Below are 16201 nucleotides of genomic sequence, written 5' to 3' on the forward strand. Positions count from 1 at the left end.
AAATTTGCATTAAGTTTGTATCATGAACAACCAAATTCAAAATTCTAAGTTTATGCTTAAAGAATAGTCTTCCTTAAGTAGGAAGAAAAACTGGGGATCGAAGCGTATTGGAGAAAAAACAATGCAAACGCTACCGGGATCGACGGATTTGGCTTATGCCATGATGTTTACCTTACACAAAGTCCATTCCGTAAAAATAGAAGGTTTTAAGCCATTCTTTAGCGATCTTCCTGTTGACCCTTACATCAAAAATAATTATCGTTTCAGAAGACTATCTCGGTTCAAAGTATTTGGAAATGAGTTAATCAAGCTACCGCATGGTTACTTGTTTCAAAGCAAGCAATACAATCCCTTAGTGGGTGATATCAAGCGAGAGTATGCCGAACTAGATGACGCCATTACTAAGCTTGAAGATTTCAAAAAACTTGTTTTGGCATTTATTGATTACTGCCAACTCGACTCAGAAGCCGTTGAAATAGGAGTTCATCAAATTAGAACTACCTGTTCGCCAGATAATTATGGAAACCCAGCGCCTGAAGGGATTCATCGAGATGGGACTGATTTTGTCGGCATATTTTCTGTAGGACGGGAAAATATTCAAGGTGGAGAAACCCATCTTTACAAATCCAAAAAGCATGACGCGGTTTTTTCTAAAGTTCTCCATCCGGGCGAACTGCTATTAGTCAACGATCGGGAATTTTTTCACTATACAACTCCCATTCAGCCGCTATTTCATGGTGAAGGAACAAGGGACGTATTTGTTCTGACTTGCCCCAGTTTATTGACAAATTAAACAGGAGAAGGATTTAATTTCTCAGTTTCAGATGCTGAGTGGGGGACGCCTAGGGGAATTGTTACCGCGATTGGAACCTATGGGATAGCGATCGCTTAAAGGAATGTACTGATAGCATCGGCGCGAGCAACACTACCAGCACAAAACTCCCTCGCACTACCAGCATTGTTTCGTGACTGGACTGAGGGGATGTAAAACTCAGCCACTCCCCTCTTCACGGAAGCTAGCGGACGGATCTCAATCCCCTTGATTAGAGCCATATTCAGGATCCTTCGAGTTGAAGGTTTGTCTTCGCTCTAAAATGCCAAATTTAGGATATTTGTCAGAGCCGTTTAAGTGGCGGCAACCATCAAACTGCTAGGTTCGCCCAAATTACCTTTTAAGACAACACTCCGCTGATTGGCATCAAGATGGCGCAGAATTTTGTAAATTGCCTCAATTTGATCGGAGGCACCCGCTTTCTGGGCCAAGTCAGTCAAAGAAAGGGGAGCGCCTTCCTCTTGTAGCGCCATCAATACTCGTCTTTGCAAGTCGAGAATGGCGGCGGCAGCTTTTTTACCCGCTTCTACCCCTGGCTGGTGATAAGCATTAATATTGACCAGGAAACCATAAAGTCCTACAGCCCGCTCATACAGAGCAATTAACGCACCAAGCACACGGGGATTTACCTGAGGAATCGTCACGGTGACAGAATCTCGATGGTTTTCATAGAGAGCTTGTCGGGTTCCCTGGAGTAAACCAGAGAGATAGTCGCCGGATGTGACTCCCGGCTCGACGACGGGGGAGTCACCCTGCCGGTCTTCTAAGACTTCAATGAAAGTGAGGAAGAAATTCGGGACACCCTCTCGCAGCTGCTGCACGTAAGCGTGTTGGTCGGTTGAGCCTTTGTTGCCATAGACAGCAATCCCTTGGTAGACAATATTTCCATCAAGGTCTTTTTCTTTGCCCAAAGATTCCATTACTAGCTGTTGCAAATAGCGGCTGAATAGCAGCAGGCTGTCTTTGTAGGGCAACACCACCATATCTTTTTCGCCCTTGCCGTTTCCCGCGAAGTACCAGCTCATCGCCAGTAGTGCGGCTGGATTTTTCTTAACTTGGGGCAGGCGAGTGGCAGCGTCCATTTCTTTGGCACCGGCAAGCATGGCGCGGATATCAATGCCCTGCAAGGCGGCTGGGAGCAATCCTACCGCTGACATCTCCGAGGTACGTCCTCCCACCCAATCTTCCATCGGGAAGGTTGCCAGCCAGCCTTCTGAGTTCGCCTGCCGATCTAATTTGCTGCCTTCCCCAGTGATGGCGACAGCTTGAGGGGGAAAGTTCAGATTCCGCTCGGCAAAGGCTTTTTGCACTTCTACCATGCCATTGCGGGGTTCTGGCGTTCCCCCAGATTTGGAGATGACTAAGATGAGGGTGCGGTTAAGCCGATCTTTGAGCTGGGTGAGGATACGGTCAATGCCCGCCGGATCGGTGTTGTCAATGAAGTGGATTGCTAGGGGTGGGAAGTCTGGGGCGATCGCTTCGGCGACAAACTGAGGTCCCAGCGCCGACCCGCCGATGCCAATCGAAACAATGTCGGTAAATTTTGGAGCATTGGGCGGATGAATTTCGCCACTATGGATTTTTTGGGCAAACGCTTCAACCTGCTCTAAAGTTTTGACAATCTGTTGTTTGATTTCCGGTGTGGGGGCTAAATCAGAGTCGCGCAGCCAGTAGTGACCCACCATGCGGTTTTCATCAGGGTTAGCTATTTCGCCTCCCTCCAATGCCTCCATATTCTTGAACGCCTTCTCAAACCTCGGCTGCATCGCCTCGACAAACTGATTATCAAACCGCATCCGGCTGACATCAAGGTAAAATTCTAACCCCTCATGGTAGTAGAGCCATTCCTGGTAACGTTGCCAAAGTGCAGCAGCATCCATAAGTAAATCTCAATAAGCGTGTTTTCAGTCAACACAAGTTTAAGGTAAGCTTCAGCATCACTTTTGACGAATTAGCCTGTGAATTCAGCAATTGTGCAATTCCACTCCTACCAAATCGAGATTTAGAATGGCTTTAGACTCCTGTACGGGCAGATTTATCTGGGAAAATCCACCCGATCAATCCACCCGTTACAACGACCGACTTCTACCACGTAAGCCTCCTAAAGACGCGGTTTGGGCAGAACCCGCAGAAATTTAACGAGATGCCCTGTCACTTCAATCGCAATCAGATAGTCATCTATCGTAAAGCGGTAGAAGATATTATCAGACCCGATTCCCCTGAGTTCCGGCAAGTCGGTAATTCGATCGATCCGCATGAACTCCTCAAAGACGAATTCATAGATCCGCTCTCTAGCTGCGTATTCTAAGTTCTTCAGGTCTCGCAGAAAAGACCGGGCATAGCGCACTTCTAGTTTCACAGGGCAACTGGCTCTTACTCCAAATGGCAGATACTTTTTCTTTTTACTGTGAAATTTGGATAAAAGCGCTTTTTACCAGTTGATGCCACTGGCGAACAGGAGAGAACTTAGGGGAAGTGCAACATCCGGAGAGCTTCTTCGCGGGTTAGGGTTTCCCCAGGCTGTACGGTATGCTTCGACTCTTGGATGGCTTTGAGGATATACAGGTCATAATAAATCTGTTGTAGAACTTTCCAGGCGTCATCCAAGTTGTCATCAGCGAGTTGATCGATTAACTCAGGCAGCTGAGCGGTTAAGCGTTGTAATCGACCTCTGAGAAAATTCATAATTAAACACCAGCGAACAAAGTAACATTCCCCAGAGCCTTCTTGTTAGAGGGATCTTGGACAATCTAAAGTTTAGAGTTGATAGTTTATAGTTTATTGAGTCTCACAAGCGTGGCATGGCTGGCTATCTGATTTTTTTGACAATTTCTACGACAATTTTTGCCCTGTTTAGCTTGGGTTTAAATTTACAGTGGGGGTTCACAGGACTGATTAATTTTGGGCATATTGCCTTTATGACAGTGGGTGCATACACCACTGTGTTGTTGAGCTTGCAGGGGGTTCCCCTGATTTTCGGGGTGGTTATCGGTGCTGTTTTAGCAGCGCTGTTAGGACTGTTGATCGGTTTATCAACTCTGCGGTTGCGGGAAGATTACTTAGCAATTGTGACCATCGGCGTTTCCGAATTGCTGCGTTTGGTTGTCAATAATCAGCCGTTGCCAATGGGCAAAGAATTCCGGCAAGGATCGTTTGGGGTATATGGGTATGCCTTGCCACCGGGAGATAAGCTTGGGTTGATGGTGTTGTCGCTGCTGGTATTGGGGCTGACGTTTTGGCTGCTGGAGACGTTGGTGCGATCGCCTTGGGGTAGAGTGCTAAAAGCTATCCGAGAAGATGAGCAAATTCCCAAAGCACTGGGAAAAAATGTCTTTTGGTACAAACTACAATCTTTTATGCTGGGAGGAGCGATCGCCGGTGTCGCTGGTGCTTTTTTAGCATGGCAGACGACAACGGTTTACCCGAATAACTTTGAACCGCTGACCACTTTCTACGCCTGGACGATTGTTGTATTGGGCGGTGCTGGTAACAACGTGGGCACGATCCTGGGGGCGGTGATTTTCTGGGGTTACGATAGTTTAACTCGCTTTTACTTACCTCAGTTGGTGCATCTCGATGCCTCGCGGGAAGGGGCATTTAGAATCATGGTGATTGGTTTAATCATGATGGTGCTGATGGTTTGGCGTCCACAGGGTATCTTAGGGAAAAAAGAGGAACTGACCCTTGGCAAATAACTCGCACATTCCGCCCAATCGGTTCTCTGAGGGGTCTTTAAACGGTGGCGGCAAGCATCTCGAAGCAAGCCCAAATTTAGTGGAAGCAGACCAAAAACCCCAACCCTCAGAAATCTCTTTATTAGCTGCCAGCGGACTCTGTAAAAGCTTCGGCGGAGTTCGGGCTGTCGATAATGTTGAGATTATGGTTCCTCTTGGCAGTATCACGGGACTGATTGGCCCGAATGGTGCTGGCAAAACGACGCTGTTTAATCTCCTATCAAACTTCATTCATCCAGACAAAGGGCGGGTGATTTTTGACGGCGAACCGATTCATCAGTTGCAGCCATATCAAATTGCTCAGATAGGAATGGTTCGCACATTTCAGGTAGCGCGGGTGCTATCGCGGCTTTCGGTAATGGAAAATATGCTGCTGGCAGCTCAAAAACAAACGGGGGAAAACTTTTGGAAAGTTTGCTTTCAACCCCATGTGGTGGCGAAGGAAGAACGGCAGCAGCGAGAAAGAGCCACGATTCTGCTGGAATCGGTGGGGTTGGCAGCGAAGGCGCAGGATTACGCTGGGGCGCTATCTGGAGGGCAACGCAAGCTGCTGGAAATGGCACGGGCGCTGATGACGCAGCCGAAGCTAATTTTATTGGATGAACCGGCGGCTGGAGTGAATCCGACGCTGATTAAACAAATCTGCAACTACATCACCCAATGGAATCAGGAGGGCATGACCTTTTTGATTATTGAACACAATATGGACGTAATCATGTCCTTGTGCGATCGCGTCTGGGTTGTCGCTGAAGGTCGCAATCTTGCTGTGGGGACTCCCATTGAAATTCAGCGCCATCCACAAGTTTTAGAAGCTTACCTGGGGCAATAGAGCAGCCTATCATGTCCCATTGGCTTGCGGTAATTATCCAGACGTTAGTATTGCTCTTGAGTGGCGCGGCACTTTTCTTGAGTTCCTGGATTGTGGTTCCAGCGCCCACGATGTCCCTACTGCCATTAGGGGTGGGGGCACCAGAAGTGAGTCCTTGGTTGGTGGTGCTAAACGCGATCGCTAGTCTGTTGGCACTGGTGATGATACGTCGCACTCCGTGGCAATTTCTGGCTTTGGGTGCTAGTTTGTTGGCACTGCTTTTGAGTGTCTTGCCACTGTTGCAGATGCCAGCAACACAACAGCATCTAGCAGTGGCAATGCAAAACGGTCTCGGCGATTACAGTGTAAATTTGCCCAATCGTCAGCAAAAAGGGATGCGCGAACAACCGTTCGTGCTGGCTGATGTGTTTCGAGGCATCAATCCGGGTGAGAGTCGCTATACCTCTGGCATCGTCTTTTCAAAACCAGACGGTGTCCCGTTGAGCATGGATCTCTACCGACCGCCACAAGTCGGCAATTATCCAGCGCTAATTATCATCTACGCTGGGGCATGGCGGAGCGGCGACCCCACCCAAAACGCTGATTTTAGCCGTTATATGGCAGCGAGGGGCTATAGTGTCTTTGCCATTGATTACCGACACACGCCGCGCTACCGTTTTCCGGCGCAGCTGGATGACGTGCGTGCTGCCTTAGCCTTCATCCACCAACACGCCGCTGAGTACGAGGCTGACCCAGAACGGATTGCAATGGTTGGACGTTCTGCTGGCGGACATTTGGCAATGCTGGCGGCTTATGAGCCGGATGCACTGCCTGTAAAAGCAGTGGTTAGCTACTATGGCCCGGTTGATCTGCCTGGAGGCTATGCTAACCCGCCACGTCCCGATCCCATCGATACGCGAGCGGTTTTAGAAACATTTATGGGTGGAACGCCTGCTACAATGCCCGATCGGTATCGTCTTGCTTCACCGATTAGCTATGTTAGGCGATCGCTACCGCCAACTTTATTTGTACATGGAAGTCGCGATCATCTAGTGCAATTAAAATTTATCCAGCAAATGCATCAACGCCTGCGTGCAGATGGAAATATATCTGTTTTGCTTGAAATTCCTTGGGCTGAACACGCTTTTGATGCTGTCTTTCAAGGGCTTAGCAGCCAGCTAGCGCTCTATCATACTGAGCGATTTTTAGATTGGGCACTGCGTTAATTAAACAATGACAATGTTCGCTAATTTTGATGTGGCTAAAATTGATACCACTGAAGCTAGAATCAATTTGGTCAAGGCGGGATCTGGTCCGGCGCTACTGATGCTGCACGGCTATCCCCAAACCCACGTTATGTGGCATAAAATAGCACCTCGTCTAGCTGAGAATTTTACAGTAGTGGCACCAGATTTGAGAGGCTACGGCGACAGTTCTAAGCCGGAAGGCGAACCGGAGCATCGGAATTATTCAAAACGAGCGATCGCGCAAGATCAAGTCGAGGTAATGTCAAAATTAGGTTATGAAGAATTTTATCTAGTCGGTCATGACAGAGGCGCACGAGTCGCTCATCGCATGGCTCTCGATCATCCTAACCGAGTTGAGAAACTGGCATTATTAGATATCGCGCCCACGCATAAAATGTACGCGACTACCGATCAAGATTTTGCCACGGCTTACTACCACTGGTTTTTTCTCATTCAACCCGATGACTTACCGGAAACTTTGATTGGAGCTAATTCTGAATATTACCTACGCACCTGTTTAGAAAGATGGAGTCAGGATTTTTCTGCCTTTGTTCCTGAAGCCTTGGCTGAGTATATTCGGTGCTTTAGCGATCGTGCTGCGATTCATGCCACCTGCGAAGATTATCGCGCCGCTGCTACCATCGATCTGGAACACGATAACCTAGATATAGAACAAAAAATTCTCTGTCCGGTGCTGGCTCTTTGGGGTGGAAAAGGAATTATTGGACGCAAATATGATGTTTTAGAAACCTGGCGCGAACGAGCAATTGATGTACGCGGTAAGGCTATCAATTGCGGTCATTTTCTACCCGAAGAAGCGCCAGAAGAAACTTATCTTGCCCTCTATGAATTCTTGGCAAGTTGAAAAACAATTTCCGGCTCTATAGCACTCCTAAATGATTCTTGAAGGCGAGATACCCGACTTCTCTAAAAAGTCGGGTATCTGAAGCGCTGGCTTACAACTAAAATAGGATTGCTATAGTGCAAATTTATATTCTCATCCTGCAAGAATTGCTACATTGATTCCCAAATATTTAAAGAACTTATGCAAAAATTAGTTGCGGGGCTGGTTTTCGGAATGCTTGTCCTTGGCGCTGGAGGCTGCGATTTGATCCCTAATCCTGATGGCTACATTCCGCCAGCCGAAGAATCGCTAGCCACCCCATCCCCCAGACCGGCTAGTTCTCCCAGTACTTTCCTAACCTTGGAAGAGTATACTCACCAACTGATCAATCAATATCGAAAGTCCCAAAATTTGCCACCTCTGACGCTAGATGCTCGAATTAGCAAAGAAGCGAGGGCACATAGTCAGGCAATGGCAAATGGTGAGGTTCCTTTCAGTCATAATGGGTTTGAGCAGCGAGTTAAGGCAATTGGTAAATCGATTTCTTATGGCGCTGCTGCTGAGAATGTGGCGTACAATCAAGGCTTTAGCGATCCAGCCAAGCAAGCAGTTGAAGGTTGGCTAAAAAGTCCCGGTCATCTGAAAAATATTCAAGGTCAGTATGATTTAACTGGGGTGGGTGTTGCCAAGAACGCAAAGGGCGAGTATTACTTAACCCAAATTTTCATTAAACGCCGCTAAGGAGAGAGAATTGGAAGATTTTCAGGTATGCGATCGCGACCTTTCCGAGGAGATATTGTCTCAATATCTGCAAGAGTCAGCGATCGCTGTGGATACTGAAACGATGGGATTGTTACCCCAGCGCGATCGCTTATGCTTGGTGCAACTGTGCGACGCCCAAAACCGAGTTACAGTCGTGCGAATCGCCAAAGGACAGATAGACGCTCCCAACTTAAAACAACTCATGGAAGCCACCAATGTCCTAAAACTATTTCACTTTGCCCGTTTTGATGTCGCCCAACTACGGCACAATTTGGGCATCCACGTAGCTCCCATTTTTTGTACTAAAATTGCCAGCAAGCTTGCTCGCACCTATACTTCCCGCCACGGTTTGAAGGATTTGGTGCAAGAGCTAGAAAAGGTAGAACTTGACAAAACGGCTCAAAGTTCAGACTGGGGAAATGCGGCAAATTTGTCCGAAGAACAACTCCGCTATGCAGCGAATGATGTTCGTTATCTACTCAGCGTGCGACAAAAACTAATTGCAATGTTGCAACGCGAAGGACGCTGGGAAGTGGCTCAGCAATGCTTTGAATGTTTGCCCACGGTTGTCACTTTGGATTTGCTGCAATATAAGGATATTTTTGAACACTAAGAAATGAAAATTAAATAACTTACACTCATTCACGTCCTGTTGGGGCATGGTACTGCCCATTAGTGTCAACTTAAGCTTTGGTGACTGGAAGTCGCGGCTAAACAAACTAAGTCCGCTTGGCGGGGACTAAGGAAAAATCATAAGTTTTAAACCTGTTCTCGGTAGGTGCGAGTCTCTATAGCTGCGGTTTCAACCGCCAAGCCAACCTTAAGTTGACACCAATGGGTACAAACACGCCCCTACACAAGGAATAGGGGGTTAATAAATCCACGTTCCTAAGCTATTGGCTATTAGCCATTCACGATTCGTTAACAACTAGTACTGAGAATCGTCTCAACTGGATAGCCTACTGCTTTCCATGCCGCCACACCACCTCTGATTTCAGACACTTCTTGATAACCAGCTGCACGCAGTTTTGTAGCACCAATTGCTGTTTCTTCATCGGTTTCACCGTAAATGTAGATATCGCGGGTGAGTTCCAAATTGGTGAGGGCGCGATCTACTAATTCGTTCATCGGCATGGGGATGGCTCCCATGATGTGGCTAATATTAAATTGGCTGCGATCGCGCACATCAATAATCGTCAAAGCCGGTTCACCCCAATCTAGCCGCGCTTTCAGGTCATAAACACGAGATTGGGCTTGCAGCGTTGGCGGTGACGGAATAATCCAAAAGAACTTATTCATCGTTGGCTATCATCTTCTATGGCGTTGTCTGAAATCTAACAATAAGTTTTAAGATTTGCAAATTTTTATAGATGAAGTCTTTACACTTATCAAAATTTATGCCTATTTATATAGGTGAAATTACCTAAAAAGGATAGGCGTCAAATTTGGCGATAAATTACAGAAAGAAACCTAAAATTTTCTTTCTCCGTATTTACTGATTACCAAGTATTTTTTAAAATGTATGTTTTCTATAAAATTTTAATCTTATTGAACGCCAAATAACCTTGAATAAAGGCATTTTAATAGAGTTATAGGAAAATTTTTCACAAAAACCTGAAATCTTTAGCCGCGATTCAAAAAAAAGAGCGGTTTAGGCAAATATTCTTGATGTAAAACGCTGCAATAAGATTTAAAATATAGGATGTTTAAGGATTGCCATAAAGTAAAAACGTTAAATTATATCAAATCCGTTTTATTATAAAATAACTTCACCCCGCTTGCGGAGTGGGGTTAGGTTCCAAGAATTGCCGGTAATCAACCAAATTTGATATTAGAAATATTGCCGGAAGAATCTAATAATTTAGCAAACATTAAATTTAAAATATTTAATGTTTGCTAAATTATTAGATTTTGAAATTATTATTCATTCTGCTTATTGCTTCTGAAATCACGGTTGCCGTGTTAAGATCGCTATCGGCTAGATGAGCTTTAGTAGTGGTGCAATAAAATGGAACTCAATGAACTGTTAACCTTAGCGCTGATGCTCAGTCCCGGTCTTTTACTGTCAATTTTGATATTGGTTGCCTTTGCGGCTGGCGGCTAAGACTATGCGTGGATTTTAGATGGGAAATCTGAAACCGGAAGCCACTTGACTGGTTGCTAACTATGCGATCGCAAGTTGGTAATGGAATGGACAAGTTTAATCGAAGCGATCGCCTAAAATGCCAAAAATAGGCGATAACTTCTCATAAAGACAAGACTCTCTCTTGAGCTAGAGACAGAAGTGCGGTGGATGACATATCGCTGATAAGTTGACTGGATTTAATCAGCGAATTTTTCGCCGTTAGAAGGTTTGTGAGACAGGGAAGAAGAACCAGTCAACGCTTCATCCAGATGCATCCGTTGTTCGAGCTGACGTAAGAAATAGCCAGTCATCATTGCTGACGCCAACAGACCTGCTAAATTTTCTCTGTCGGTCGTAATTTGAACGTTAAAATTCTCTGAGGGAAGCATTCCCACCAGTCCCTGAACGTTCTGCGAGATGATTTGCTTAATGTCAGGCGTGACAGATTTTGCAACCCGCGCTAAAACTTCTGGAGATTGGTGCTGAATATATTGGAGGAGCTGATTGACTTGTGCATCTTCAGGCTCGCGGTCGAACAATTCAGGGTTAAACACCATTGGAATAAAAAGATTTGAGTAGCTTCCTTTCTACTGTAAACGATTGTGTTGTTTGGCTACTCCCTACTATTGCTTATCAGATGTAAGCCGATAGAGAGATTTTAAATAAAAGATGCTTTCTTAAACATCAAGTGGCTGGTTTTACGGTGCATCCTGCTGAGTCAGTTGGGGGAGTTGTTCGACTTCAAAATATTGATGAAATTTTTCTGTAACCTGTAACCAGTAGGAGCGACCATCGGCTTGTGGGCGCTTGCTGATAAAACCCCGTTCGACAAGTTCCTGAACGTGCTGATAAGCTCCCGAACCGCGCAAATCGACCAACTCAGATTGGGTAATGGGACCTTTGAGGGCGATCGCTGCCAGCGTCCTCAAGGCTCCCACACCTAAGTCTAGCGGAACTAACGCCTCCACCAAACCTTGAAAGGGCGATCGCAATTGTAAGGTAAAGCCTTCGGGCGTTTCCACCACTTCCAGGGCGCTATCCCGATGGGCATAGTCAGTCATGAGTTCAATGAGGGCATCTTCGGCGTTATGGCGATCGCATCCAGCATATTCGGCAATTTCGCTAACCGAGATCGGCTTACCCTTGAGATAAAGAATGGCTTCAATTTTCGAGGCGAGGCGAGGCATCATTAGTCATTCGTCATTAGTCAGTGCATTCGTCATTCGTCATGGGTAAGAGACTCTGAACAAAAGACGAATGACTAAATTGGTTAGTCTAGCTGGCGTCCTGTGAGTTCAACGAAAATATCTTCTAGATTGGACGGGCGAACCATCATACCAGTTTTATCGGGTGCGGCGTCAAGATAAGCGTTGGCTTGTTCCAGATTGGGGAAGAATTTGTATTCCCAGCGATCTCCTTGTTGTTTCATTACCAACCCTTCGCCGTGTTTAGAGCGCAGCTGTTCCAAGGTACCTAGTTCAATCAACTGACCGGCATCCATGATACCAATGCGATGCGCCAAAGGCGCTACCGCTTTGCTACCGCACAAATATTCAGCGACCTCAATTTGACCCTTGCTGGGTTTTGTCAATGTGGTCAGCATCCGAATTGTAGTGGATTTTACCGCACCGTTGGGACTGAGGAGTCCAAACATCTCTCCAGATTTAATCGTAAAGGAGAGGTCGTTGACAACGGGGACTTTGTTGTAGAGTTTGCGGACGTTCTCAAGGGAAACAGCAGTCATAGGAATTATTAAAAATTAAAAATTAGGAATTATTAAATTTTCAAGATTTAATTCGCTGTTTTCTTCATTTTTCTCCATTTCTTGTACAGATTGCCAACCAGCTTGCCACTGCGAGGGATTTTTTAGCAGCTTGGCGTTGACCCAGAAACGCACGTTTGGGTCGCAGGAAGCGACCATTTCTGCAAAGACAAACTTGCCTTGATTTTTGCGATTAACTACTTGAAAATGTCGCCATCCCCACGTTTTTTGCTGGGCTGTCCATTTGGAACCAACTAGGTAGGGAAACTTCTGCTTTTTCTGCATTTACTATTCAATCAAATATTTTTCCAGCCAAACCCACCAAATCATCTTGCTAATTTTTTGGCGCTTCTAAATTAGGCGTTTTTGCACAGCGTTATTGGGACAAATTTGCTCTTAATTTTATGCAAGCAACAGACGGATGAAGAAGGGAAGGGTGCGATCGCTTTCCCCACGCCTCACAAGCGCGATCGCACCCTACTACTGGCTTTACTCAATGGGGTGTTTTGAATCACTCTCAGCCAAGTAAACATTTTCAAGAGATTCTCTAGTCGGGTCAAGCTGCTCTTGTGTCGTTTCCGCTGGCGATTCGACTTCGCCTTCTTCAATTTGCTGCTGGAATTCTAGCAACGTCTCATACATTTCTTCGTTAATGTTGAATATCGGTTCATCTGGCATGAATTAATCTCCATTTAAAAATTGTGGCTTTAGACTGTTCCCGATTCTCCCTGAGAGGTAAGCTGGGCGATCGCTTGCTGGAATTCTTCCACAGAGTTAACGGTAATTGCCTGCTTCAGAAGCTGTTTTAGCAAAGCTGGATCTTCTATGCTATTGACGCTCTCGACTATTGAGCTAGGCACCGTTTCAAACCGCGTCTCCAGAACTTCGATGACATTCTCTCTAGAAGTTTGTACGATTCCCTTGCGGATGCCTCTGCGCTCAATTGGCGTGATAAATGGCATTCTCCTTTCCTCCTCGTAACGATTCAGTGTTTCTTCAAAACCAAACTGCAATTCCTCTGGTAGCACCATCATCCACTCAATCAACCGGAACAACTCTAGAATGTTTTCCCGGCTATACCCCCGTTCGTACAGACCTCGAACTAGGCTCAATTTCCACTGTAACCGTCCTTCGGGATTGCGGCGCGTTGCCTGTGCTTTTAGATGAGCCATGATGATGACGGCAAAAGGATTGGTGCTTTGCTCTAAACTTTGCCACTGTGCTTCATAGTCCAACAGTTTGACAGTGGGAAACTGCAAACTAACTCTTGCACCCCAAATTTCATAGTGATAACTCTGGGGACGCCAAGACGCTTGTTCGTCTGCTAAAACTGCTAAGCTGGCAACTTGCCGCCGGTATCGGTCAAAAAGGCGGTAATTATAGACATACATCCGTTCGGCAAAATTAGCATCGACTTTGCTTTGAATTTCGATGTGAATCAGTACCCAAGTTTCTTCGCCGTTTTGTCGCCAGACTTTTACCAGTTTATCGACTCGCCGCCGCCCCAGTTCTGCATCTCGGACGACTTGTTGCAGTTCGGTATCGAGAAATTCGTAGCCCTGCGACCAGTTAATGTCAGCATGAGCTTGCGGGAAGAAGAAAGCCATGAAGTCGGTAAAATAGTTCTCCAAGGCTTCCTTCCAAGGGCTATCGTAATCAGCCTGGGGGTTGGTCATGATTCAAGGTCAAGATTAGCGATCGCAACTGGCTCAACTGGATCGGCAAGCTCAAACCGGAAGACGCGAGAATAAAAGTAAAATTCCCCATCAATAGCGCGTTTGATATTCTCGGCGCGGCGAAAACCATGCTGTTCGCCCTCAAAAGGAACATAGGCGACAGGCAATCCTTTGGCTCGTAGCGCTTCTACCATCATCTCCGCTTGGTTGGGCGGGACAACTTTATCTTCTAGCCCTTGAAAGAAAATAACCGGACAAGAGAGACTGTCAGTAAAGTGGATAGGCGATCGCTCTTGATAAATATCTTGCCGCTGTGGGTAAAGACCAATCAGCCGATCCAGATAGCGCGATTCAAATTTGTGGGTATCTCTGACTAGCGCCTCTAAGTCGCTGACGCCGTAGTAACTCGCACCTGCCTTGAAGACATCGCGGAAAGTCAGGGCGCACAGAGTCGTGTAGCCACCCGCACTCCCACCAGCGATCGCCATCCGGTTTTCATCCACCAAGCCTTGCTGCGCCAGATACCGCGCCCCATTCACGCAATCATCCACATCCACAATCCCCCACTGCCCATCCAGCCGCTGATGGTAGGCGCGTCCATAGCCGGTGCTGCCGCCATAATTGACATCTAGATAAGCAAATCCGCGACTTGTCCAGTATTGAATCCGCAAGTTCAGCTGGCTAGAGGTGGCTGCTGTCGGTCCTCCGTGGCTTTTTACGACTAAGGGCGGCAATGAATCTTCTGGTGCCGTATAGTCGCGGTTTTGGGGCGGATAGAAGAAGGCGTGAGCGGTTAATCCGTTCTCGGTAGGAAATTCAATCGGTTGCGGGATAGACAAATATCCGGCGTCAATTTCTAACTGACTCGATCGCTGCAACACTTCTATCTGCCGCGTAGCCATATCCATTTGGATAATCGAGCTAAATTTGGTCGGTGAACCCGCAATGAACCCCACACGACCCGCAGATGCTTTTAGAGAGGAAATCTCAGTGTAGTCCGTCTCAATTTGCTCCAGCTTTTTTGTCTGTGTGTCGAGACTCGCCAGATGCCAAATGCCTTGCTGAGTGTAGGTGCAGATAATGCGATTAGCAGATTCAAAGGCATAGGTGGACATCCCAAAAACCCACTGCGGAAGCCCAAATTCAGCCTCCATCTCGCACAGCGGTTCAACGTCTTTGCCCCCCTTACCAAGGGGGGTTAGGGGGGATCTGGATTGCCATCTGTAGAGATTCCACCAGCCACTGCGATCGCTAACAAAGTGTAAGATGCCATCCGGCGACCATTCAGGCTGAAAAATCGACTCATCAACGCCACCAGCAACCCGTTGGCTTTCACCCAAGGAACCATCCGCCTTCATCTGTGCAACCCATAATTCCGTCCCATCCCAAGGCAGATTCGGATGATTCCAAGTTAACCAAGTCAGCTGAGAACCGTCAGGACTGAGGCGTGGAGATGAGTAAAAGTCGTTTCCAGACACCAACACCCGAATATCGTCACCATCTTCCAAGTTGATGCTAACCAAGGTATTGACTGGTTCGCGATCGCTACTGGTGTAGTCTTCGCGCACAGCATACATCCGCCCCTGTTTCCGGTCAATTACTCCATCTGCATAGCGGAAAATTCCTTCTGGTGTCAGCGGTTGCGGTTCTGCACCTAAAGTCTGCCGATAAAGGCGCTGATCCGCAAAATTGGAAAAATAAATAGTGCCATCAGCGACGCAGAAGGCACCGCCGCCGTATTCATTGACGCGGGTGCGGACGTTGAAGGGAGGTGGCGTGACATCAATGGTTTTCCCCTCTGGGGTACGTCGCACAATCACACTCCGTCCGGCTTCTGCGGGTCGCCCCTCAATCCAGTAAACATCCTCGCCATCAAGGGCAATCTGCCCCACTCCAATTGTTTCAGAAACAATTAAGTCAGAGGTGATGGGCGATTTCCAGGAACCATAAGGTGCTACTTGTGCTTGGGTCATTTTTTTACTCCAACGGGGAAATATCGATGAATGTGTTTACTTTAGGGCAAAATTACTTTCTTCCTAGTATTAGATTACTGGAGTTTAGTAGGCTGGTTCCTGGGAACGAAACCCAGCAAAAGGGTTGGGTTCCGCTATCTTTCAACCCAAGCTACAGATTCAGTAATTTGGGTCAGAAAGAAAGTTTGCCAAGAGACGAAATGTGGCATCTCTATCACAATCCTATTTGAGTTTTGAGATGCTATCGGTTCAGATACCCGACTTCTTAAAGAAGTCGGGTATCTCGTATTCACGAATTATTGAGGACTACTCTACAAAGTCTATATAACAATCCTATTTAAGTTTTACGCAAGTATTCGCCTTAGTGTAGAAGACTTGCGGTTATCGCGTCTCTACAGGAGTTCTCGAATCATTTAGGATTGCTATAATCCCAAGAAA

The 16201-nt window shown here is 46.6% G+C and carries 20 protein-coding genes; 8 read left to right on the plus strand and 12 right to left on the minus strand.

Annotated features, from left to right (window positions below):
• Positions 1-121 precede the first annotated feature (121 nt).
• Positions 122-793, plus strand: a complete 672-nt coding sequence (locus tag AC2VDX_RS08950) for a 2OG-Fe dioxygenase family protein (protein ID WP_378182434.1) — start codon at positions 122-124, stop codon at positions 791-793.
• 95 nt (positions 794-888) lie between these two features.
• Here the strand turns inward: AC2VDX_RS08950 and AC2VDX_RS08955 are convergent, their stop codons facing one another.
• The 4 genes from AC2VDX_RS08955 to AC2VDX_RS08970 form a co-directional block, all read right to left on the minus strand.
• Complete coding sequence (locus AC2VDX_RS08955; RefSeq protein WP_378182437.1) at positions 889-1053, minus strand: hypothetical protein; 165 nt, start codon at positions 1051-1053, stop codon at positions 889-891.
• 72 nt (positions 1054-1125) lie between these two features.
• Positions 1126-2712: a glucose-6-phosphate isomerase gene (locus AC2VDX_RS08960; protein ID WP_378182439.1), complete on the minus strand. Its 1587-nt coding sequence runs from the start codon at positions 2710-2712 to the stop codon at positions 1126-1128.
• 221 nt (positions 2713-2933) lie between these two features.
• On the minus strand, positions 2934-3191 hold the full coding sequence (locus AC2VDX_RS08965; protein WP_378182442.1) for a cytotoxic translational repressor of toxin-antitoxin stability system: 258 nt from the start codon (positions 3189-3191) through the stop codon (positions 2934-2936).
• A 107-nt stretch (positions 3192-3298) separates the two neighbouring features.
• Positions 3299-3517, minus strand: coding sequence for a hypothetical protein (locus AC2VDX_RS08970; RefSeq protein ID WP_378182445.1), 219 nt, complete (start codon positions 3515-3517; stop codon positions 3299-3301).
• A 116-nt stretch (positions 3518-3633) separates the two neighbouring features.
• Between AC2VDX_RS08970 and AC2VDX_RS08975 the strand changes: the two genes are divergently transcribed.
• The 6 genes from AC2VDX_RS08975 (at position 3634) to AC2VDX_RS09000 (ending at position 8840) form a co-directional block, all read left to right on the plus strand.
• Entirely contained in the window at positions 3634-4527 is an 894-nt protein-coding gene (locus AC2VDX_RS08975) for a branched-chain amino acid ABC transporter permease (protein ID WP_378182448.1), read from the plus strand.
• 79 nt (positions 4528-4606) lie between these two features.
• Entirely contained in the window at positions 4607-5395 is a 789-nt protein-coding gene (locus AC2VDX_RS08980; RefSeq protein WP_378183034.1) for an ABC transporter ATP-binding protein, read from the plus strand.
• A gap of 11 nt (positions 5396-5406) precedes the next feature.
• On the plus strand, positions 5407-6600 hold the full coding sequence (locus tag AC2VDX_RS08985) for an alpha/beta hydrolase fold domain-containing protein (protein ID WP_378182450.1): 1194 nt from the start codon (positions 5407-5409) through the stop codon (positions 6598-6600).
• Positions 6601-6613: 13 nt separating this feature from the next.
• Positions 6614-7486, plus strand: a complete 873-nt coding sequence (locus tag AC2VDX_RS08990; protein ID WP_378183036.1) for an alpha/beta fold hydrolase — start codon at positions 6614-6616, stop codon at positions 7484-7486.
• A 180-nt stretch (positions 7487-7666) separates the two neighbouring features.
• On the plus strand, positions 7667-8206 hold the full coding sequence (locus AC2VDX_RS08995) for a CAP domain-containing protein (protein ID WP_378182453.1): 540 nt from the start codon (positions 7667-7669) through the stop codon (positions 8204-8206).
• A gap of 10 nt (positions 8207-8216) precedes the next feature.
• Complete coding sequence (locus AC2VDX_RS09000; RefSeq protein WP_378182456.1) at positions 8217-8840, plus strand: ribonuclease D; 624 nt, start codon at positions 8217-8219, stop codon at positions 8838-8840.
• 308 nt (positions 8841-9148) lie between these two features.
• On the opposite strand, the gene AC2VDX_RS09005 is transcribed toward AC2VDX_RS09000, so the two are convergent.
• The 5 genes from AC2VDX_RS09005 to AC2VDX_RS09025 all read right to left on the minus strand — a co-directional run bounded on the left by AC2VDX_RS09005 (position 9149) and on the right by AC2VDX_RS09025 (position 12399).
• Positions 9149-9526: a rhodanese-like domain-containing protein gene (locus tag AC2VDX_RS09005; protein ID WP_378182459.1), complete on the minus strand. Its 378-nt coding sequence runs from the start codon at positions 9524-9526 to the stop codon at positions 9149-9151.
• Between the two features lie 1023 nt (positions 9527-10549).
• Complete coding sequence (locus AC2VDX_RS09010) at positions 10550-10909, minus strand: DUF760 domain-containing protein (RefSeq protein ID WP_378182462.1); 360 nt, start codon at positions 10907-10909, stop codon at positions 10550-10552.
• Between the two features lie 141 nt (positions 10910-11050).
• A complete protein-coding gene (gene scpB / locus AC2VDX_RS09015; protein ID WP_378183039.1) occupies positions 11051-11539 on the minus strand; it encodes an SMC-Scp complex subunit ScpB in 489 nt (162 codons plus the stop codon).
• Positions 11540-11622: 83 nt separating this feature from the next.
• The gene (locus AC2VDX_RS09020) at positions 11623-12096 is read right to left on the minus strand and encodes an ATP-binding cassette domain-containing protein (RefSeq protein WP_378182465.1); all 474 of its coding nucleotides are present in this window, start codon (positions 12094-12096) and stop codon (positions 11623-11625) included.
• 15 nt (positions 12097-12111) lie between these two features.
• Positions 12112-12399 carry a TIGR02450 family Trp-rich protein gene (locus AC2VDX_RS09025; protein WP_378182468.1) on the minus strand — a complete coding sequence of 96 codons (288 nt, stop codon included), beginning with the start codon at positions 12397-12399 and terminating at the stop codon, positions 12112-12114.
• A gap of 81 nt (positions 12400-12480) precedes the next feature.
• Between AC2VDX_RS09025 and AC2VDX_RS09030 the strand changes: the two genes are divergently transcribed.
• The gene (locus AC2VDX_RS09030; RefSeq protein ID WP_378182471.1) at positions 12481-12624 is read left to right on the plus strand and encodes a hypothetical protein; all 144 of its coding nucleotides are present in this window, start codon (positions 12481-12483) and stop codon (positions 12622-12624) included.
• Here the strand turns inward: AC2VDX_RS09030 and AC2VDX_RS09035 are convergent.
• Genes AC2VDX_RS09035 through AC2VDX_RS09045 form a run of 3 tightly spaced genes read right to left on the minus strand, consistent with a single transcriptional unit; the run spans position 12604 to position 15763 of the window.
• Positions 12604-12792: a hypothetical protein gene (locus tag AC2VDX_RS09035; RefSeq protein WP_378182474.1), complete on the minus strand. Its 189-nt coding sequence runs from the start codon at positions 12790-12792 to the stop codon at positions 12604-12606. The two genes, AC2VDX_RS09030 and AC2VDX_RS09035, sit on opposite strands and share 21 nt — an antisense overlap.
• Before the next feature lie 29 nt (positions 12793-12821).
• Positions 12822-13790 carry an RpnC/YadD family protein gene (locus AC2VDX_RS09040; protein ID WP_378182476.1) on the minus strand — a complete coding sequence of 323 codons (969 nt, stop codon included), beginning with the start codon at positions 13788-13790 and terminating at the stop codon, positions 12822-12824.
• Positions 13787-15763: a S9 family peptidase gene (locus tag AC2VDX_RS09045; protein WP_378182479.1), complete on the minus strand. Its 1977-nt coding sequence runs from the start codon at positions 15761-15763 to the stop codon at positions 13787-13789. The genes AC2VDX_RS09040 and AC2VDX_RS09045 overlap by 4 nt, the downstream gene beginning before the upstream one ends.
• Positions 15764-16201: the final 438 nt, after the last annotated feature.

It is taken from the genome of Coleofasciculus sp. H7-1 (genome assembly GCF_057473865.1).